This window comes from Acidimicrobiales bacterium (assembly GCA_033344915.1).
Taxonomy (GTDB): domain Bacteria; phylum Actinomycetota; class Acidimicrobiia; order Acidimicrobiales; family Aldehydirespiratoraceae; genus JAJRXC01.
The window spans coordinates 1,404,524-1,424,571 of the sequence record JAWPML010000001.1; the positions used below are offsets into that span (position 1 = coordinate 1,404,524).

Sequence of the window (20,048 nt, forward strand, 5' to 3'; positions counted from 1 at the left end):
CAAGGGTGTTTCATGACCGACTCAGTAGGAGAACGGCCAGGACGAGAAGTAGTTGCGAATGCGGTGCCAGATGCCGGCCAGTCCGCGTTGCTCGACCAGGAGGAAGAGCGCGATGAGGAAACCGTAGACGATCACGTTCAACGACGACGTGGTGACGAGTCCTGGGTCCGAGTTCTTGACCGCGACCCCGGGCAGCCCGTCGGGGAAGATCGTGTCGACCACAGGGATGCCGCCTTCGATGAAGCGAGGCATCGCGGTGAGGATGAGGGCGCCGATGATGGACCCGTAGATCGTGCCCATGCCGCCGAGGATGATCATGGCGATGAACTGGATCGACACGAGCAACCCGAAGTCGCCGGGACTGATGAAGAGCTGGAGCGGGGCGAACAGCGCGCCGGCCAACGCGGCGATCGCGGCCGACCACGCGAAGGCCTGGGTCTTGTACCCGGTGATGCCGACGTCGATGCCGATGATCTCGGCCGCGATGTCGCGGTCACGCACCGCTTGGAGCGCCCGCCCGGGCCGGGTGCGCACGACGTTCTTCACGAGCCACGCGACGAGGGCAACCATCAGCCAGATCAGCCAGAAGAAGGCCCATTCCTCGTCGAACTCCTTGCCGAACAGCTCGAGGTCGCGCACGTCCAGAGGACCGAGCTCGAGCGGCACCGCCGCGGCCGAGGTGCCGGTATTGCCCCCGGTCACGCTCTCCCAGTTGCGGAACACGTGCTCACCGATGAACACGAGCCCGAGGGTGACGACGACCAGATAGTTTCCCCGCAACCGGAGGGCGAAGGGACCGACGGCGGCGCCGAGGATCCATCCGACGGCCGGAGCGAGCACGACCCACTGCCAGAACGGCATGTCCCAGGTGTTGCCGGCGTAGGCGGCGAAGTAGGCGCCGGCGGCCAGGAACACCGAGTGGCCGAGGGACACCTGGCCGGTGTAGCCGGTGAGCAGGTTGAGCCCGATGGCCGCGATCGCGAAGACGCCCGCGTAGGCCAGCGTGTTGAGACTGACGCCTCGGCTGCTGAGGATCGAGAAGGGCCACGTGTCCCACAACGTCGGGATGAACACCCACACCAACACGAGCGCGAGCAGCCACGCCTTTCGGGCCCGAGTGGGAAACAGACGGAGGTCCTCGTCGTAGGAGACGATCATCCGCTCGTTGGCCCGGCCGAAAAGACGCCGGCGAAGGGAAAGGCGATCGCTCATACCCGACGGACCTCCTCCGTGCCGAACAGGCCGTAGGGCCGCACCATCAAGATGACGATCATCAGGATGAAGATCGCAACCCGGTCGAAGCCTGCGCCCAACCAGGTCAGGTCGTCGGCCGGGAACCACGACGGAGGGCTCGCCACATAGGTCTTGACGATGTTCTGGAACCACCCGAGCAACACGCCACCGGCGACGGCACCGCCCGGCGAATCGAAGCCACCGAGGATCATCGCCGGGAACGCGAGGAAGACGATCAGGTCGAGGTTGGGGGTGATCAGGTTGGCCCCCGACGCTTCGGCGGTGCCCGCGAACGCGGCGGCGACTCCGGCCAGTCCGAACGCCGTGGCGAACACCCACTTGGTGGGGATCCCCTGGGCGATCGCAGCCTCGTGGTCGAAGTGGGTGGCCCGCATCGCGACCCCGATCCGCGTGTAACGGTCGACCAGGAAGAACAGACCGAGACCGATCATCGCCAGCACGATGGTGGCGACCCGAGCGTGCTGGATGATCACGTCGCCGACCTTCCAGGTGCTGGTCTCCCACGGGTCGTTCACGCTGAGCTCGCCGAACCCCCAGATAGAGGCGACGACCTGCCGGACCACGAACAGGACGCCGATCGTGACCATGATGGCGCCGAAGAGGGGCAGCTCCGATGGCCCTCCGGTCCCGAGCCGGCGTTCGAGCAGACCGACGACCTGCCACGTGAGCAGCCCGGCCGCGATGCCGACGAGCACGCCGACGGTGTGGGACCCACCGTTGTACACGACCGATGCCCACACGATGAGACCGAGACAGACGCCGGCGACTTCGCGGAAGACCCGCTGGAGCATCGCCCGCTGGAGCAGGACCGAGAAGACCACGACGACCGCCGCCGAGATGACGACCGCCACGTAGAAGTTCCAGCCCCATGTGTTGGCCACGTTGTAGGTCATGTAGGCCCCGAGGAGCAGGGCCCCTCCCTGGGCGAAGTTGATGATGCCGGTGGCGCGGTAGATCACCACGAAGCCGAGCACGATCAGCGCGTACTGCGCACCGAGCGACACCCCGTCGAACGAGGCCTGGAGGAACTGCGTCACGCGTACATCTCCCCGATGACCGCGGCGAACTGGTCGGCGATGGCGCTGCGCTTCACCTTCTGGGTCGCGGTGAGCTGGCCGTCCTCGTGGTCGAGCTCCACCGGGATGAGCGCGAAGCGCTTCACCGTCTCGACCTGGGCGAACTCGACATTCGTTTCGTCGACCACGCGCTGTATGAGCTCCCGTACCTCCGGCTTGGCGGAGAGGTCCTCGTAGGTGGTGTAGGGGATGCCCTCGCGCGTCGCCCAGTCACCCACGGTGTCCGATTCGATGCCGATCAGTGCGGTGAGATACTTCCGGCGGTCGCCGATGACCACGGCTTCACGCACGTAGGGCGAGACTTTCAGCCGGTTCTCGATCTCTGACGGGGAGATGTTCTTTCCACCGGCGGTGATGATGATGTCCTTCTTGCGATCCGTGATCGTGAGGAATCCGTCGTCGCCGAGCTCCCCGATATCGCCGGTGTGGAGCCACCCGTCGTCGGTGATCGTCTCCGCGGTGGCCTCTGGATTCTTGAGGTAGCCCACGAAGGTGCCACCGCCGCGCGTCAGGATCTCGCCGTCGTCGGCGATGCGGACCTCGGCCCCGGCGGTGGCCACCCCGACGGTGCCGATCCGAACGTCGCCATCGGGGTTCACCGTCGCCTGGCCGGTGTTCTCGGTCTGGCCGTAGCCCTCCCGCACGGGCACCCCGATGCTCCAGAAGAACTCCAGGACCTGGGGCGCGATCGGCGCCGCGCCGGACAGCGCCTTGTCGCAGCGGGCCAGCCCGAGGCGTTCCTTGAGCGCCCGGTAGAGCATCAACCATCCGAGGGCGTACACGATCCGCGCGCCGAACCCCAGTCCGCCCCTCATCCGGGAACGAGCGAGCCGCCGGCCGCGCGCGATCCAGAACTCGTAGTTGCGGCGCTTCATCCAGCTCGCATCGGCCATCCGGACCTGGATTCCCGCCAGCATCTTCTCCCAGACCCTCGGCACGCCGAGGAAGAAGGTCGGTTGGACCTCGCGCATGTCGTTGGTGAAGGTCTCACCGCCTTCACCGAAGTTGGCCACATAGCCGTGGCTCACTCCGTTGACGACGGTCACGAGACGTTCGGCGATGTGACACAACGGCAGGTAGGACAGCACCTCGTCGCCCTCGCTCGTACCGAACACCTCGCGATACGACTCGCTCGAGGTGTGGAGGTTGCGGTGGCTGATCATCGCGCCCTTCGGCGGCCCGGTCGTGCCGGACGTGTAGACGATCACCGCGACGTGGTCGAGCGACAGAGAAGCGACAGAATGGTCGAACGCGTCGCTCCCCGCGTGTCGTCCCCGGGAGAGGAGTTCGTCGAAGGTCAGCACCCGGGGATCGTCCAGCACCCGCACGCCGCGGGGGTCGATCACGACCGCGTAATCGAGGTCGGGGAGCTGATCCCACACGGCGAATGTCTTGTCGAGCTGCTCCTCGTCCTCGGCGATGACCACCTTCGATTCGCTGTGGGCGAGCAGGTACTCGACTTCGGCCGCCGGGCTCGTCGGGTAGACGCCGACCGCCACCGCGCCGAGCCCCTGCGTGCCGAGATCGGCGAACACCCACTCGGGACGGTTCTCCGAGTGGATCGCCACCGTGTCGCCGGCACCGACACCCAGCGACGCGAGCCCCGCGCCCACCGCTGCGGCCCGATCGGCATAGTCGGCCCAGGTGTACTCCTGCCAGCGACCCATCTGCTTGTGGCGCAGCGCCACCGTGTCGGGAGTCGTCGCGGCCCGGGCCAGGAGCTTGGCGGGCAGTGTGTGCTCGTTGCCCGCTCCCGCCGTCGGCGGGACGGTGCGGTCGATGGTCGCGGTCACGAGACCTCCCCGAGGTAGGCAGCGATCACATGTGGGTCGTCTTGGACCTCCTGCGGCGATCCGGTGGCGAGCGGCTCGCCGAAGTTCAACGCCATGACCCGATCGGCGAGGTCCATGACCATGTGCATGTCGTGTTCGACGAGGATCATCGCGATGCCGAGGTCGTTGCGGATCTCCAGGATGTACCGCGCCATGTCCTCGGTCTCTTCGAGGTTCATGCCGGCCACCGGCTCGTCGAGGAGCAGCAACTTCGGCTCCATCGACAGGGCTCGGCCGAGCTCGATCCGCTTCTGGATGCCATAGGGCAACATCCCGACCGGCTGGTACCGGTAGGCCTGCAACTCGAGGAAGTCGATGATCTCCTCGACCGCGGCGCGATGGTGGATCTCTTCGCGGCGGGCCCGACCGAACCAGAGCGCACCGCTGATGAAGCCGCTCTTCATCAGCAGGTGGCGGCCGAGCATCAGGTTGTCGATGACGTTCAGGTTCGCGAACAAGCCGAGGTTCTGGAACGTGCGGGCCACGCCCATACGGGCGACCTCCGTCGGCTTCGCTCCGATGACCGGCCTCCCGTCGAACGTGATCGTGCCGTGACTCGGGCGGTACACCGCATTGAGGCAGTTGAAGATCGATGTCTTGCCGGCTCCGTTCGGACCGATGACCGCGAACAGCTCGCCCGGCTCGACCTCGAAGCTGACCTCGTGGAGCGCGGTCACGCCGCCGAAGCGCAACGTCACGTCCTGGAACTGCAGCAGAGCGTCCGTGCTCATGCCGACCACCGCTTCCGACGCCGGTAGGACTTGACGTCTCGGAACGACTTGCGGCCGGCGTCGCCCACCCCGAGATAGAACTCACGGATGTCGTCGTCGGCGAGAAGCTCCTCGCCCGTGCCGTCCTTCACGACACGCCCGTTCTCGAGCACATAGGCCCGGTCGGCGATCGACAGCGCCATGTGGGCGTTCTGCTCCACCAACAGCACGCTGGTGCCCTGCTCGTTGACCGTCGTGATGATCTGGCTGATCTGCTCGACGATGAGCGGGGCCAGGCCGAGGCTGGGCTCGTCGAGCAGGAGGAGCTGTGGGGACGCCATCAGCGCCCGGCCGATCGCGAGCATCTGCTGTTCGCCGCCCGACATGTATCCGGCCGTGTCACCCCGCCGGGGCCGAAGGGCCGGGAACAGCTCCATCACGCGCTCGTAGCCGGCGGCGACCTTCGCCTTGTCCCGCACGGTGTAGGCCCCGGCCTTGAGGTTCTCGTCCACCGTGAGTTCGGCGAAGATGCGGCGGCCCTCCATCACCTGGGACACCCCGGCCCGCACGAGCTTCGACGGGTCCTCGTGGTCGACGGCCTCGCCCTCGAAGTTGACGGTGCCCTTCGTGATCTGGCCGCGGTGGACCTCCAGCAGGCCGGTGATCGCCCGCAGCAGGGTCGTCTTGCCCGCTCCGTTCGCCCCGAGCAGGGCCACGATCTCGCCGCGGTCGACGCGCAGGCTCACGCCTCGGAGGACGAGGATCACGTCGTTGTAGACGACCTCGACGTTGCGCACGTCGAGCAAGGCATCAGCCCGTTCCCCCATCAGGGGGGACCCTAGGCTGAGGGCGCGGTCGGGGCAATGGATGCCCAGCCGCTCACCCCAGCTCGAGGCCGGCGAGATCGCCGGCGTCACGCCACTCGTCGAGCAGGGCGAAGAACTTCAGGTTCCCCTTGCCGTAGGCCCCGTTCTGGGCCGCCGCCGGGCCGAGCGGCTGGCCCTCGTTGTTGTAGTAGCCGGGGGTGCAGCTCGCCTGGAACTCCGCGGTATCGCGGGCGCTCGCGATGACCGTCTCGACCCACGCCTGCTCCGCCTCCTCGGAGACCTCGACCCGGGTGGCATCGCGTTCGCGCGACTCCCGCAGGACGTACGCGATGTGGGTGCTCACCTCGTCGAGCATGTGCGGGTAGTTGGCGGTGAATCCACCCTGGATGTGGCTGACGATGAACAGATTCGGGAAGCTGCGGCTGAACATGCCGTGCATCGTGCGCACGCCGTCGGACCACCGATCGCCGAGGCTGACGCCGTCCACCCCGACGGGGTCCATGCCGGTACGGCGCGTATAGCTCGTCCCCACCTCGAAGCCGGTCGCGAAGATCAGGCAGTCCAGCTCGTACTCCGTGCCGTCGACGACGATGCCCCGTTCGGTGATCCGGTCGACGCCGCGACCGTCGGTGTCGACCAGATGCACATTCGGTCGGTTGAACGCGTCGAGGTACTCGTCGTGGAAGCAGGGCCGCTTGCAGAACTGGCGGTACCAGGGTTTGAGCGCCTCGGCCGTGTCCGCGTCGCGTACCACCGCATCGACGCGGGCCCGGATCTCGTTCATCTTCGTGAAGTCCGCGAGCTCCATCGTGTCGGCCAGGTTGTCCATGCTGAAGCGGTCGCCCTGGCGCTTGGCGATCTCGATGAACTTGCCGATGATCGACGTCCAACCGTCCATCACCAGGTCCTGGTCGGTGAACCCGCCGCTCACGAGCGTGTTGAAGTTCTCCATGCGCTCGCGGTGCCAACCCGGTTGCAACGACGAGACCCACTGGGGATCCGTCGGCGCGTTGGCGCGCACGTCGATCGAGGACGGGGTGCGCTGGAAGACGTGCAGCGATGCCGCGGCGGCGCCGACGTGGGGGACGCACTGCACCGCGGTCGCCCCGGTGCCGATGATGCCGACCCGCTTGCCCTCGAGCCCGGTCAGGTTCCCGTCTGGATCGCCGCCCGTGTAGCCGTAGTCCCAGCGGCTGGTGTGGAACGAGTGGCCGGCGTACGTGTCGATGCCCTCGATGCCGGGAAGCTTCGGTCGGTGCAGGGGGCCACTCGACATGATGACGAACCGGGCCCGGATCGCATCGTCGTGGTTCGTGCGGACGATCCACCGGCGGTCCTGCTCGGCCCACTCGGCCCCGGTGACCTCGGTCTGGAACAGGGCGTCGTCGTAGAGCCCATAGTGCTCACCGATGGTGCGGCTGTGGGCGAGGATCTCCTTCGCCTTGGTGTACTTCTCCGCGGGCATGAAGCCCGTCTCCTCGAGGAGGGGCAGGTAAATGTAGGACTCGATGTCGCACATGGCGCCCGGGTAGCGGTTCCAGTACCAGGTGCCGCCGAAATCCCCGCCCTTCTCGATGATGCGCACGTCCGTGATGCCCGCCTCGACCAGTCGGGCTCCCGCGAGGAGGCCGCCGAAACCGCCCCCGATGACAACCACCTCCACCTCGTCCGTCAGCGCCGCCCGTTCGATCGGCTCGTCGACGTAGGGGTCGTCCACGAAGTAGGCGAAGTCGCCGGCGACCTCCACGTATTGGTCGTTGCCGTCCGGGCGCAGCCGCTTGTCCCGTTCGATGCGGTACTTCTCGCGTAGGGCGTCGGGGTCGAAGCCGAGGTCGTCGGCCGGAGACTCGATCGTCGTCATCGGGGCAAGACAACCAAGTCAGGCCCGGGAGTTCAATTCGAGCCGTGGGCGCGGGCGGCCTTCGCGAGCGCCCGGAGCTCGGCCCGTTCGTCGTCGGAGAGGAACGCGAGGTCGCGGGCGTGGAGCTGATCGGTGTGGGCTTCGATCTCCTCGCGGACGTCGCCGAGATGGCCGACGTCGGGGTACGGCTCGGGGTGGCCGAACATCGTCGCCGAGAACGCCGCCGGGCCGGCGAGGATCGCTTCGAGCGGCGTGATGCCCGCGGCCTGCACCGCGACACAGTGCCGGGAGAAGCGCAGCTCCCGCATCGCCTGGGCGAGTTGGAACGTGCGGCCCGGGCCGGGAGGGGCGGTCACGAGATCGCGCCACCCGACGAAGAGGGGGGCGTTGAACGGATCGGCGTCGGTGACGACCCGATCGAGCAGCTCGCCGAGCCGCGCCGCGCCGTCGAAGTCCGCGAGGTGATCCTCACCCCACTGGGCGCAGATGTCGGACCAGATCCGGGCGCCCTCGATCGGCGCGATGACCGAGCGGCCCTCCGCGACGAGGGTGCGCACCAGGTCCGGCTCCCAGAAGAACGCGGCACCGACGACCGTGTCGACCGGACAATCGCCGAGCGCACCCCAGCGCCCGACCGCATAGCTCGCCAGCCCGTCCGGCATGCCCCGCTCGACGCCGGCGGCGATCGTGGACGGAGCCATCAGCCAGTCCATGGCGAGCATGCCCAGCGAGCCGCGGAAACTTCGGGCGAGGGCGAGCGCATCCATGGTGTCGCTCAGTCGAAGTCCAGGTCGAGGAGCTTGATGGCGTTGCCGCGGGCGATCTTGTGCACCGTCTCGGCGTCCAGGTGCCCGAACAGTTCGTGGGCCACCTCCCGGGAGCGGGGGAACGTGCCGTCGCTGTGGGGGTAGTCGGTCTCGAACAGCACGTTGTCCACGCCGACCTCGTCGAGCAGCTTCATACCGGCCGTGTCCTTGAAGAAGCAGCTGAAGATCTGGCGGTGGTAGTAGAACGACGGCGGCTCCGGGAGCCGTTCCTCGCCCTGGGCCCAGCGGTGGGTTGCGTAGTTGTCGTCCGCTCGTTCGAGATAGTACGGGATCCAGCCGATCTGGCTCTCCGCGTACATCAGCTTCAGGTTCGGATGGCGCACGAGGACGCCGCTGAACAGGAAGTCAATCATCGAGGCCGCGCTGTTGGCCGAGATGAGCGCGGCGGTGACGAGGGTCGGGGCGTCGTCCGCGGGCTTCACGGTGCGGGTGCCCGAGCCGATGTGCATCGCGATCACCGTCCCCGTCTCCTCGCAGGCCCGGAAGAACGGATCCCAGTAGCCGGAGTGGATCGACGGCAGGCCGAGCCAGGCGGGCAGTTCGGACCAGGCGACGACCTTGACGCCGCGCGCCGCGTTGCGACGGATCTCGGCCGCGGCGAGGTCTGCGTCCCAGAGCGGAACCAGGCACAGGGGGAGGAGGCGGCCGCCGGAGTCGCCACACCACTCGTCCACCATCCAGTCGTTGTAGGCCTCGACGCAGAGCTGGGCGAGTTCACGGTCCTGCCTCTCGGCGAAGAGCTGGCCGCAGAAGCGGGGATAGTTCGGGAAACACAGCGACGCTTCGACATGGTTCGCGTCCATGTCGGCGAGGCGGGCCTTCGGGTCGAAGCAACCGGGACGGATGTCGTCGTAGGTCACGCCCTGCATCGTGACTTCCTCCGGCGGCGTGCCCGCGCAGGCGATCATCTCCTTGATCTGGTAGCGGTGGTCCTCGTAGTGCCACCAGGCGGCCATCTTGTCGCCGTCACCCGGCGTCTCGACCCACGCGCCGTCCACGAGCGCCATCTCGCCCTGGGGCGCGATCACGATTCGGGGACCGACGTCCCTGTACCGCTCGGGAAGGCGGTCCTGCCAGAGATGCGCCGGCTCGACGACATGGTCGTCGACGGAGATGATCTTCGGGAAATCGGCGAGATCGACCATGGGGCGACAGTATCTGACGGTGCATCAGATCTCGGCACCGGCACCGGCTGACATCGCCTAGGGCAACTCGTACTTGAGGTGGTGGGAGAGGTCGCCGACCTGGTCGACGAACATGATCCGGGTGTCGAACCACCACTTTCCGTCGATCTTGTGGAACGTGTCGTGGTAGTGGCCGGTGATGATCGGCTGCAGCGGGAGGTCGTCGGTCGCCTGGGTGACGCAGTAGTAGGCCCGCCCGCTCGCGCGGAGGCCGTCGTCGGCGATCTCGAGCTGCACATTGCTCGTGGTGTGGTGGGTCTTCGGGGTGCCGTCGTCGTAGATCCGGGTCGACATGTCGTACAACCGGCGCACACCGTCTCGCCCCTCGAACACGGCCTCGGGAGGGGGATCGTCCATCCCCCAGATCCGTCCGTGGGTGAACATCTCGGCCACGCCGTCGAGGTCGCCCGCGTCGATGCGATCGGCATAGGTGTAGAGGAGCTTCTCGATCAGACGGGCGTCATCCATGGCGAAACGATAGACAGCCGCCCGACGTGGTAGCCAAAGGCCCCATGACCGGCCGCTTCGATCTGGACGCCATCCGGCGCGACGCCCGAGCGGTCGACGGCCTGGACGACTTCGGCCCGGGACCGTTCGAGGAGCCGCTCGGGGTGCTCCTGGAGAGCTACGCGGCGGCACCGCTGAACGAGCTCGGCGTGCACATCCTGCGATCGGGGGTCGTCCACAGCCTCGCCATGCGACTACGGACGACGGAATGGTTCCGGCGGCATCCGGAGATCGCCGAGGAGCGGATCACCGACCCGATCGTGGTGGTCGGCATGATGCGCTCGGGGACAACGCTGATGCAGCGCATCCTGGCCGCCGATCCCCGCATCACCTGCGCCTACGGATGGGAGGTCGGGGAGGTCGCTGCGCCGTTGGACGTCGACTGGACCACCACCGACCCGCGCATCGCCGCGGCGCGCGCCCGCGAGGCGCAGAGCCGCGAGTTCGTCCCGGAGCTCTTCGCCATCCATCCCATGTACGCCGAGGAGGCCGAGGAGGAGATCATGTTCCTCGCCGACGCGTTCCTGTCCCATGTGCCCGAGGCATCGGCCGACGTCCCGGCGTACCGGCGCTGGCTCGACGACCAGGACTTCACGCCGGCCTACGACCATCTCCATCGGCTGCTCCAGCTCCTCCAGTGGCAGAAGCGGCAGCGGGGGGCGCTCGGCGAGCGGTGGGTCCTGAAGACGCCGGCGCACCTCGGCTATCTGGATGCGCTGGTGGCCCGCTTTCCCGAGGCCCATCTCGTCCACCTCCATCGGGATCCGGTCGAGACGATCCCGTCGGGGGCCAGCCTCAACACCACGCTGTGGCGCATGCACAGCGACACGGTCGACCCCGCTCGAGTGGGCGCGCAATGGATCGAGCGGATGGGGTTCACCAACGATCGCGCCATGGCGACTCGTGACCGGTGGGGGACCGAGCGGGGCGTCACCGACCTCCTGTTCGAGGAAGTGGTGGCCGATCCCGTGGGCGCGGTGGCTCGCGTCTACGAGGACACGGGGCTCGAACTGACGCTCGACGCCGAGGGAGCGATGCGCTCCTGGTTCGACGACCGCCCCCGCGAAACGGCGGGCCGGCCCGCGTACGCCGCCGAGGATTTCGGGCTCTCGGCGGCCGCCATCCGCGACCGCTTCCGGGCCTACACCGCCCGCTACCGCCCGATCTGACGACCGGACCGGCCGGGAATAGGGTCGCCCCCGTCGTCCAACCGGAGAAGCGATGTCCGACCACCCCGTGGCCACCCCGATACAGCACGAGCACGAGCTCGCGGCCCTCGAACTGATCGACCACCCGCTCGTCATGGCGGCCTACCGCGAGGTCGGCAACGCCTGGCTCGAGCGGGCGAACCCCTCGGACACGCAACGGGCGTGGTTCGACCGTGCGTTCGAGGAGGTCATGTTCTCCGCCGCGATCTGGTCCTCCAACCAGGATCCGCTGCGGCCGAAGGTCACCTGCATCACGCGGCTCGAACACGAGCTCGACGGGCAGCGGGTCCCGGGCTCGCGATGGGGGATCGACAATCCGGACTCGATCTATCGCGTCATCCCGATCAGCGGCGACGAACGCTACGAGATCCGCGGCCGGGTCGGCACCAATCGCATGACGGAGAACTACTTCACCCTCTGGGACGAGAACATGGGCACCGTCGACGTGCTCAACGGACGCACGATGGAGGTTGACAGCGACGGCTCCTTCGTCATCACCGTCGACGCGGAACCGGCCGGGGACCGGCCGAACCACGTCCGATCCGGACCGTCCGCCCACGAGTTCTACATCCGCGACGTGATGCTCGACTGGGGAGTCGACGATCCGAACCATCTCGAGATCGTCCGTCTGGGCGACGACCCGCCCGCCACGGCCGCCCGCACGATCGATGAGCAGGCCCAGCTGACGGTGCAGTTCATGGAGCACTACGCCGACTTCACGGGGCGGATGTCCCACGGCACGATGAAGCGGCCACCCAATGAGTTCGCGCTCGCCTGGTCGGCGGATCACACCGGCGGACTGCGCCACCAGGTCTATGTGGGTGGGCGCTACGAGATCACCGACGACGAGGCGTTCGTCGTCGACGTGAGCGACGGGGGCGCCGAGTACTTCACGGTCCCGATCGCCACCATGTGGGGCACGACGCTGGACATCGTCGACCGCACGGCGAGCCTCAACAAGTCGCAGGCGGCCCCGAATCCGGATGGCACCTACACGTTCGTGATCGCGGGGCGCGACCCCGGCGTGCACAACTGGATCGACACGTGCGGCCTCTCCGACGGGCACCTCACGCTGCGCATGGCGGAGTTCCCCGAAGGGGGAGCACGCGAGGACCTGTCGGCGCGCGGCCGCGTCGTGAAGCTCGACGATCTCGACCACGAGCTGCCCGACGCACCGCGCGTTGATGCCGCCGGCCGGGCCGCCCAGCTGGCCGAGCGTCGAGCCGGCTACCTGCGGCGTCTGCCCGAGGTGGCGGTCTGATGGCCCGCTGGCTTATCACCGGCTGCTCGACCGGGATCGGGCGCGAGATCGCACGGGCCGCCCTCGAGGCCGGCCACTCGGTCATGGCGACGGCCCGGCGACCCGAGACCCTCGACGCACTCCTGACCGAGCATCCCGACCATGCCCGTGCGACGGCGCTCGACGTCACCGACGAACGCCAGATCGCCGCCGCGGTGCAGGCGACCGTGGACGCGTTCGGCAGCATCGACGTGCTCGTCAACAACGCCGGATACGGCTACATGGCGGCGGTGGAGGAGGGCGAGGACGAGGAGATCCGGCGACTGTTCGACACCAACTTCTTCGGTGTCGTCGACACCCTCCGTTTCGTCCTCCCGATCATGCGCGAACAGGGCCACGGACGGATCATCAACATCTCGTCGATGACCGGTCTCGTCGCCAACCCACCCAACGTGTTCTACAGCTGCACCAAGTTCGCCATGGAAGCGCTCGGCGAGGGGCTCGCCAAGGAGGTCGAACCGTTCGGGATCCGGGTGACGAACATCGAGCCCGGGGCGTTCCGCACGGACTGGGCGTCGCGGTCGATGGCCGAGAGCGAGTCTGCGATCAGCGACTACGCCGACGTCCAGGGCCGCAAGGACCTGATCAAGCAGTTCGCCGATCACCTGCCGGGCGATCCCCGCAAGGTCGGCGACGCCGCTGTGATGATCGCCGAACTCGATGACCCGCCGTTGCGTCTGCTGTTGGGCAAGGACGTGCTCGCGGCGACGCGGGAGAAGCTCGCCGCCATGTCGACGTCGATCGACGAATGGGAGCACGTCACGGTCGACGTGGACTTCCCCGCCTGAGGTGACTCAGGCGTCCATCAGGGTCGCCGCCAGGGTGGCGGCCAGCTCCCAGGTCTGATCGGACAGGGCCTCGTCCACGGGACCGATCAGGCCCAGCGGCGGCTGGACGGCACGCCACTGGAGTCCGGTCGTGATCTTCTCGATGGCCGCAACGGCGCCGGTGGTGTCGGACTCTCCGTGGACCCAACAGCCGTAGGGTCGCCGGGCGGTGCGATCGACGGACGGGTTGTAGACGACGTCGAACCAGTGCTTGAGCGCCCCACTCATGTACCCGAGGTTGGCCGGCGTACCGAGCAGATACCCGTCCGACGCGGCGACCAGTTCGGGGTCCGGATCGAGGGCCTCGGCGACGACCACCTCGACGCCCTCGATACCGGGAGCGGCGGTACCCGCGACGGCGGCGTCGAGCAGGGCGCGCAGGCCGGGGGTCGGGGAGTGGTGCACGATCAGCAGGCGGGCCACCAGCCGAGCCTGCCAGACGGGCGCGCTGCGTCGCCTCATGCTCGTCGCCCGCTCGACATGGCATCATCGGCTGATGCTGACGCTGTACTACAACGCCAATTGAAGCAAGGCCCGCGGAGCGGTCGCTCTGCTGGACGAACGTGGGGTCGACTACACGATCCACAACTATCTCGAGGATCCGCTCGACGCCGCCCAGCTCACCGAGCTCGTGGCCATGGTCGGTGGTGATCCGGCGGACATGGTCCGCACGTCGCTCGACGACACGAGCGCGGCCGCCGTCGTCGCCCATCTCGTCGACCACCCGGCCGACATGCAGCGCCCGATCGCCGTCCTCGACGGCCGCGCCGTGATCGGCCGCCCCTCCGAACGCGTCCTCGAGATCCTCCCCTGACCCCGACACCCGTCCGGACCCTCGTCCCCCGAGTCCTCGCCCCCGGACCCTCGTCCCCCGAGCCGGACCCTCGTCCCCCGAGTGGAATCTCTGGTCAGGAAAGGGTCGAAATCGGCCGCGCTCGGCGACCCTTTCCTGACCAGAGATTCCAGGGGTTGCGTGGGGGCTCGGGCGGCTAGACGAGGGTGTCGAGGGCGGTGTCGAGGCGGGCGACGGCGCCGTCGACGTCGGTGAGCTTGTCGAGACCGAACAGGCCGAGCCGGAAGGTGGAGAAGTCGTCGCCCTCATCGCACATGAGCGGCACGCCGCCCGCGATCTGGAGGCCGGCCGCGGCGAAGGCGGCGCCGCTCTTCACCGCCGGGTCGTCCGTGTAGGACACGACGACGCCGGGGGCCCCGAACCCGTCGGCCGCGACGCTGCGGATGCCGCGATCGGCGAGGAGGGCGCGTACCCGGTCGCCCAGTTCCTGTTGCGCGGCGCGGACCGTGTCGAACCCGATCGCGGCGGTCTCGGCCATGACGTCGCGAAACGCCGTGATCGCGTCCGTCGGCATCGTCGCGTGATAGGCGTGGCCGCCCGCTTCGTAGGCCGCCATGATCGAGCGCCACTTGCCGAGGTCGCAGGCGAAACTGGTGCTCTGCGTCTCGGCCAACCGTGCGTCGGCCCGTTCGTTCAACATGACGAGGGCGCCGAACGGTGACCCGGACCACCCCTTCTGCGGCGCGCTGATGAGCACGTCGACGCCGATGTCCGCCATGCCGACCCAGATCGTGCCGGACGCGATGCAGTCGAGCACGAAGAGCCCGCCGGCCGCGTGCGTCGCGTCGGCCACGGCTCGCAGGTAGTCGTCCGGCAGGATCATGCCCGAGGCGGTCTCGACGTGGGGCGCGCACACCACCGCCGGCTTCTCGGACTCGATCGCGGCGACCACCTCGTCGATCGGCGCGGGGGCGAACGGCTCGGTGGGCCCCTCCGCCGCGCGCCGCGCCGCGAGCACGGTGTGCGAACTCGGGATCGAACCCGTGTCGAAGATCTGGGTCCAGCGGTACGAGAAGAAGCCGTTGCGGATCACCAGGCAGTGCTGGTCCGTCGCGAACTGGCGGGCGACCGCCTCCATCCCGTACGTGCCGCTTCCCGGAACGATGGTGACGGAGTGGGCGTTGTAGACCGACGCCAGGGTGGTGCTGATGTCGTTCATCACGTCCTGGAAGGTCCGGCTCATGTGGTTGAGCGCCCGGTCGGTGTAGACGACCGAGTACTCGAGGAGACCATCGGGATCGACATCGGGGCGCAGGCCGGGCATCGGAGCTCGCTTCGTTCGGGAACGGACGGCCACACGCTCGCAGATCGCGCCGGGCCGTGCCATCACGTGTGGACGCCGCATCGCGCCTACACTCGATTTGTCCGTACATTTCCGCGAAGGATCGTCGTGACCAGACTCGGGTTCCTCCTCGACAGCGATTCGTGCATCGGGTGCCACGCCTGCACGGTGGCCTGCAAGAGCGAGCACGACGTCCCCCTCGGCGTCAACCGCACCTGGGTCAAGTACATCGAGACCGGCTCGTTCCCCAACGTCAGCCGTCATTTCTCGGTGATGCGCTGCAACCACTGCGACGACGCGCCCTGCATGACGATCTGCCCGACGAACGCGCTCTACCGCGCTCCGAACGGTGTCGTCGACTTCGACGACGACAACTGCATCGGGTGCAAGGGCTGCATGAACGCGTGCCCCTACGACGCGATCTACATCAACCCCGAGACCAACACCGCCAACAAGTGCAACTTCTGCAATCACCGCATCGAGCTGGACCTCGAACCGTCGTGCGTCGTCGTCTGCCCGACGCACGCGATCAAGGTCGCCGATCTGGACGATCCGCTGAACGCGGCGACGAAGATCATCGCCCGGGAGGACGTCGCGGTGCGCTCGCCCGAGCAGGGCACGAACCCGAAGGTGTACTACCGCGGCGCCGACCAGGCCTCGCTGAATCCGCTCCGCACCGCGATCGCCGACGATGGTCTGATCTGGGCGGACACCACGCCGGCCCATCCGACCGTGCCACCGGCCACGCACGGGGTGGTCGCCCGGACCACCTACACCACCCCGCACCAGATGACCTGGAAGGGCAAGGTCTCGGGGTATCTGGTGACGAAGGCGATCGCGGCGGGTGTGATGCTCGTCGCCGCGCTGCTCGTCCTGCTCGGTCACCGCGCCGAGCAGGCGGCCGTCGGGGTCGTCCCGCCGATGGTCGCGGGCGCGTTCCTGGCGCTCACCGGCGTGTTGCTGGTGGCGGACCTCAAGCAGCCGGGCCGGTTCCACTACCTCATCACCCGGGGCAGCTGGGACTCCTGGCTCGTGCGCGGCGCCTACGTCCTCGCCGGGTTCGCCGTCTGCCTCGCCGCCTGGTGGGCCGCGGGGCTCGCCGACACGCCGACGGCCATCGCCGTGCTGGCGATCCCGACGGCGGTGTTCGCCGCGGGCACGGCCGGCTACACGGCGTTCCTCTTCGCCCAGTGCGAAGGCCGCGACCTGTGGCAGACGCCGCTGCTGCTCCCGACGCTGTTGGCCCAGGCGATCACCGCCGGGGGAGCCACCTACGCGATCCTCGACCTCGGCATGGACCTGCCCTCGGTCGATGCCGTGCACTGGGCGTTCCTCGGCGGCGCCGTCGCCACGCTCGCGCTGCTCTGGATCGAGACGGCATCTCGCAGCACACCGCACGTCGAGGCGGCGATGCACGTGCTCACCAGAGGTGGACAGGCGCGGAAGTACCGGCTCGGGGTGGGCGGACTCGTCCTGGCCGCCGTCCTCGTCGTCGTGAACCTGGCTGCCGCCGAGCCCGAGCCGGCCCTGGGTGCGGCCGCCGGCATCGTCGCCCTCGCCGCGCTGTGGGCCTACGAAGACGCCTTTGTCCGTGCCGGCCAGTCCGTCCCGCTGTCGTAGGAGACCCTGATGACCGATCTGCGCCAGTACCCACCGCACGAGGACTGGCACGACGTCACCTCACTGAACGCCAAGGCGTGGCCCGACCGGGTCGAGGAGCACCACTCGCTCGTGCCCACGACCTGCTTCAACTGCGAGGCCGCGTGCGGCTTGCTCGCCCACGTCAACCACGAGACCGGCGAGATCGACAAGATCGAGGGCAACCCGCTGCACCCGGCGTCGCGGGGCAGGAACTGCGCGAAGGGTCCGGCGACGCTGAACCAGGTGCACGACACCGAGCGGATCCTCCATCCGATGCGCCGCGTCGGCGAACGGGGCTCGGGCCGGTGGGAGCGGGTCACCTGGGACGAGGCGCTCGCGGACATCGGTGCCCGGATCGCGACGGCGATGGACGAGGACCGACGCGACGGGATCATGTACCACGTCGGCCGACCCGGGGAGGACGGCTACGCCGACCGCGTGCTGAAGGCCTGGGGCGTCGACGGCCACAACAGCCACACCAACATCTGCTCGTCCAACGCCCGGATCGGGTACCAGAGTTGGATGGGCCACGACCGGCCCTCGTCGGACTTCGCCAACGCCGAGGTGATCTTCCTCATCTCGAGCCATCTCGAGGCCGGCCACTACTTCAACCCCCACGCCCAGCGCATCATCGAGGCCCAGCAGAAGGGGGCGACGATCATCTGTGTGGACCCGCGCCTGTCCAACACGGGGTCGAAGGCCGATCACTGGCTGCCGGCGTGGCCCGGCACCGAGCCCTTCCTGCTGCTGACGATCGCCCGGCTGCTGCTCGAGAACGGCACCTGGGAGCGCGACTTCGTCCGCCGCTGGACGAACTGGGAGACCTACCTCCGCGAGACCAGGCCGGACCTGCCGGTGGAGTTCGCCTCCGTGGAGTCGGCCCTGCTCGATGCCTACGCCGAGTACACGCCGGAGGCCGCCGAGGAGATGTGTGGCGTCGACGGCGACGAGCTCCGGGAGATCGCTGCGATCATCGGCGCCCACCCCACGAAGTTCGCGTCGCACAACTGGCGCGCCGCCGGCGCGGGCAATCTCGGCGGCTGGCAGACCGCTCGCTGCCTGTTCTTCCTCAACGTGCTGACCGGGTCGGTGGCCACCGTCGGCGGCACGAGCGGCAACGGCTGGAACAAGTTCAAGCCGGCCCAGCCGAAGGGCGCGCCCGCGCTGCACCAGTGGAACGAACTCTCGTGGCCCCGCGAGTACCCGCTCTCGTACCACGAGATGTCCATCCTGCTCCCGCACTTCCTCAACGAGGGCCGAGGCACGCTCGACGTCTACTTCAGCCGGGTCTACAACCCGATCTGGACCAACCCCGACGGCTTCTCCTGGATGGAGGCGCTCACCGACGAGTCGAAGGTCAAGTGCCACGTCGCCCTCACCCCGACCTGGTCGGAGACGTCGTGGTTCGCCGACTACGTCCTCCCGATGGGGGTCGGCACCGAGCGCCACGACGTCGCCAGCTTCGAGACGCACAACGGTCGCTGGATCGGCTTCCGCCAGCCCGTGTACCGGCGCTACGCCGAGATCCGGGGCGAGGAGCTCGACCACGAGACGCGCACCCACGAGTTCAACCCCGGGGAGGTCTGGGAGGAGAACGAGTTCTGGATCGACCTCTCGTGGCGCATCGATCCCGACGGATCCCGGGGAATCCGGAAGTGGTTCGAATCGGACGAGCGCCCGGGTACGCCGATCACGGTCGACGAGTACTACGGCACGATGTTCGCCGAGTCCGTGCCGGGTCTCGCCGACGATGCCGCCGCGGCGGGGAAGACACCGCTCGAGTACATGCGCGACGTCGGGTCGTACGCGGTGCCCGGCGACATGATCACGCCCTACGCGCGGCTCGTCGGCGACGCCGAGGTCGCCGACTGCGACAAGGGTGACGACGGGGTGTTCCGCAAGCCCGGCACGATCAGCAACTGGGACGGAACGCCCGCCGGGCTCGAGGAGATCAGCCTCGCCGATCTCGGGGAGGGATCGCCGGCCGTCGAGGTCGACGGCGAGGTGAAGGCGGGGTTCCCGACGCCCTCGAAGAAGCTGGAGCTGTTCTCCACCACGCTGAAGGACTGGGGGTGGCCCGAGTACGCGGCGCCGACGTGGATCCCGTCCCATGTCCACCACCAGGACCTCGACATGGACGCAGGGGAGCGGATCCTGCTGCCCACGTTCCGGATCCCGACCCTCATCCACACGCGCTCCGCGAACTCGAAGTGGCTCAACGAGATCAGCCATCGCCATCCGCTCTGGATCCACCCGAGCGACGCCGAAAAGCTGGGGATCGAGGAGAACGGACTCGTCCGGATCACCACCCGCATCGGCCACTTCGTCATCCAGGCCTGGCGGACCGAGGGAATCCGACCCGGCGTCGTCGCCGCCTCGCACCACATGGGCCGCTGGCGCATCGAAGAGGACCAGGCCCGCTCGTGGGGAGCCGGGAAGGCCACGATCGACAAGCAGCCCGACGGCACATGGAAGCTGTCGCGCACCGACGGCATCCGCCGTTGGGACAGCGACGACCCCGACACGAACCGGATCTGGTGGAACGACACCGGCGTCCATCAGAACCTCACCTTCTCCGTGCAGCCCGACCCGGTCTCCGGCATGCAGTGCTGGCACCAGCGGGTCACCGTGGGGCCGGCTGAGTCCGGCGACCAGTACGGCGACGCGGTCGTCGACACCGCCAAGTCCCGCGAGGCCTACCTCGACTGGCTCGCCAAGACCCGCCCCGCCCCAGGCCCCGGCGGGTTGCGCCGACCCCTGTGGTACGCCCGCCCCCTCAAGCCCGCCGCCCCCATGTACCACCTCGGCGAACCCACGCGTTCTTAACCGAGTTGTGGTCGTGAGACGACCACAACTCAA

17 protein-coding genes are annotated in these 20,048 nt (G+C 68.3%); 6 read left to right on the forward strand and 11 right to left on the reverse strand.

The genetic code is table 11. The annotated features are described in order from the left end of the window. Nucleotides 1–21: 21 nt before the first annotated feature. From R8F63_06735 to R8F63_06775, 9 genes are read right to left on the reverse strand one after another with little or no spacing between them, the layout of a single operon-like run. Complete coding sequence (locus tag R8F63_06735; GenBank protein MDW3218292.1) at nucleotides 22–1,212, reverse strand: branched-chain amino acid ABC transporter permease; 1,191 nt, start codon at nucleotides 1,210–1,212, stop codon at nucleotides 22–24. Further along, nucleotides 1,209–2,291 carry a branched-chain amino acid ABC transporter permease gene (locus R8F63_06740; GenBank protein ID MDW3218293.1) on the reverse strand — a complete coding sequence of 361 codons (1,083 nt, stop codon included), beginning with the start codon at nucleotides 2,289–2,291 and terminating at the stop codon, nucleotides 1,209–1,211. Before R8F63_06740 ends, R8F63_06735 begins: the two co-directional genes overlap by 4 nt. After that, nucleotides 2,288–4,123: an AMP-binding protein gene (locus R8F63_06745; GenBank protein MDW3218294.1), complete on the reverse strand. Its 1,836-nt coding sequence runs from the start codon at nucleotides 4,121–4,123 to the stop codon at nucleotides 2,288–2,290. Before R8F63_06745 ends, R8F63_06740 begins: the two co-directional genes overlap by 4 nt. Beyond that, on the reverse strand, nucleotides 4,120–4,893 hold the full coding sequence (locus R8F63_06750; GenBank protein MDW3218295.1) for an ABC transporter ATP-binding protein: 774 nt from the start codon (nucleotides 4,891–4,893) through the stop codon (nucleotides 4,120–4,122). Before R8F63_06750 ends, R8F63_06745 begins: the two co-directional genes overlap by 4 nt. Beyond that, nucleotides 4,890–5,699: an ABC transporter ATP-binding protein gene (locus R8F63_06755; protein MDW3218296.1), complete on the reverse strand. Its 810-nt coding sequence runs from the start codon at nucleotides 5,697–5,699 to the stop codon at nucleotides 4,890–4,892. The genes R8F63_06750 and R8F63_06755 overlap by 4 nt, the downstream gene beginning before the upstream one ends. Before the next feature lie 52 nt (nucleotides 5,700–5,751). After that, on the reverse strand, nucleotides 5,752–7,560 hold the full coding sequence (locus tag R8F63_06760; protein ID MDW3218297.1) for an NAD(P)/FAD-dependent oxidoreductase: 1,809 nt from the start codon (nucleotides 7,558–7,560) through the stop codon (nucleotides 5,752–5,754). Between the two features lie 32 nt (nucleotides 7,561–7,592). After that, nucleotides 7,593–8,327, reverse strand: coding sequence for a hypothetical protein (locus tag R8F63_06765; protein ID MDW3218298.1), 735 nt, complete (start codon nucleotides 8,325–8,327; stop codon nucleotides 7,593–7,595). A gap of 8 nt (nucleotides 8,328–8,335) precedes the next feature. Next, nucleotides 8,336–9,532: an amidohydrolase family protein gene (locus tag R8F63_06770; protein MDW3218299.1), complete on the reverse strand. Its 1,197-nt coding sequence runs from the start codon at nucleotides 9,530–9,532 to the stop codon at nucleotides 8,336–8,338. A 57-nt stretch (nucleotides 9,533–9,589) separates the two neighbouring features. Then, the gene (locus R8F63_06775; protein MDW3218300.1) at nucleotides 9,590–10,039 is read right to left on the reverse strand and encodes a nuclear transport factor 2 family protein; all 450 of its coding nucleotides are present in this window, start codon (nucleotides 10,037–10,039) and stop codon (nucleotides 9,590–9,592) included. A gap of 44 nt (nucleotides 10,040–10,083) precedes the next feature. Between R8F63_06775 and R8F63_06780 the strand changes: the two genes are divergently transcribed. From R8F63_06780 to R8F63_06790, 3 genes are read left to right on the forward strand one after another with little or no spacing between them, the layout of a single operon-like run. Further along, nucleotides 10,084–11,247 carry a sulfotransferase gene (locus tag R8F63_06780; GenBank protein ID MDW3218301.1) on the forward strand — a complete coding sequence of 388 codons (1,164 nt, stop codon included), beginning with the start codon at nucleotides 10,084–10,086 and terminating at the stop codon, nucleotides 11,245–11,247. A 52-nt stretch (nucleotides 11,248–11,299) separates the two neighbouring features. Continuing rightward, complete coding sequence (locus tag R8F63_06785; protein ID MDW3218302.1) at nucleotides 11,300–12,547, forward strand: hypothetical protein; 1,248 nt, start codon at nucleotides 11,300–11,302, stop codon at nucleotides 12,545–12,547. Further along, entirely contained in the window at nucleotides 12,547–13,374 is an 828-nt protein-coding gene (locus tag R8F63_06790; protein MDW3218303.1) for an oxidoreductase, read from the forward strand. Before R8F63_06785 ends, R8F63_06790 begins: the two co-directional genes overlap by 1 nt. 6 nt (nucleotides 13,375–13,380) lie before the next feature. On the opposite strand, the gene R8F63_06795 is transcribed toward R8F63_06790, so the two are convergent. Continuing rightward, nucleotides 13,381–13,875: a flavodoxin gene (locus tag R8F63_06795; GenBank protein MDW3218304.1), complete on the reverse strand. Its 495-nt coding sequence runs from the start codon at nucleotides 13,873–13,875 to the stop codon at nucleotides 13,381–13,383. A gap of 175 nt (nucleotides 13,876–14,050) precedes the next feature. Here R8F63_06795 and R8F63_06800 point away from each other — a divergent pair, with 175 nt between their 5' ends. Next, complete coding sequence (locus tag R8F63_06800; protein ID MDW3218305.1) at nucleotides 14,051–14,227, forward strand: ArsC/Spx/MgsR family protein; 177 nt, start codon at nucleotides 14,051–14,053, stop codon at nucleotides 14,225–14,227. A gap of 175 nt (nucleotides 14,228–14,402) precedes the next feature. Here the strand turns inward: R8F63_06800 and R8F63_06805 are convergent, their stop codons facing one another. Next, a complete protein-coding gene (locus R8F63_06805) occupies nucleotides 14,403–15,530 on the reverse strand; it encodes an aminotransferase class V-fold PLP-dependent enzyme (protein MDW3218306.1) in 1,128 nt (375 codons plus the stop codon). 126 nt (nucleotides 15,531–15,656) lie between these two features. Here R8F63_06805 and R8F63_06810 point away from each other — a divergent pair, with 126 nt between their 5' ends. Together R8F63_06810 and R8F63_06815 are read left to right on the forward strand one after the other, a co-directional pair. Then, nucleotides 15,657–17,168, forward strand: coding sequence for a 4Fe-4S dicluster domain-containing protein (locus R8F63_06810; protein MDW3218307.1), 1,512 nt, complete (start codon nucleotides 15,657–15,659; stop codon nucleotides 17,166–17,168). A 9-nt stretch (nucleotides 17,169–17,177) separates the two neighbouring features. Beyond that, nucleotides 17,178–20,015, forward strand: a complete 2,838-nt coding sequence (locus R8F63_06815; GenBank protein ID MDW3218308.1) for a molybdopterin-dependent oxidoreductase — start codon at nucleotides 17,178–17,180, stop codon at nucleotides 20,013–20,015. The last annotated feature ends 33 nt before the right edge of the window (nucleotides 20,016–20,048 follow it).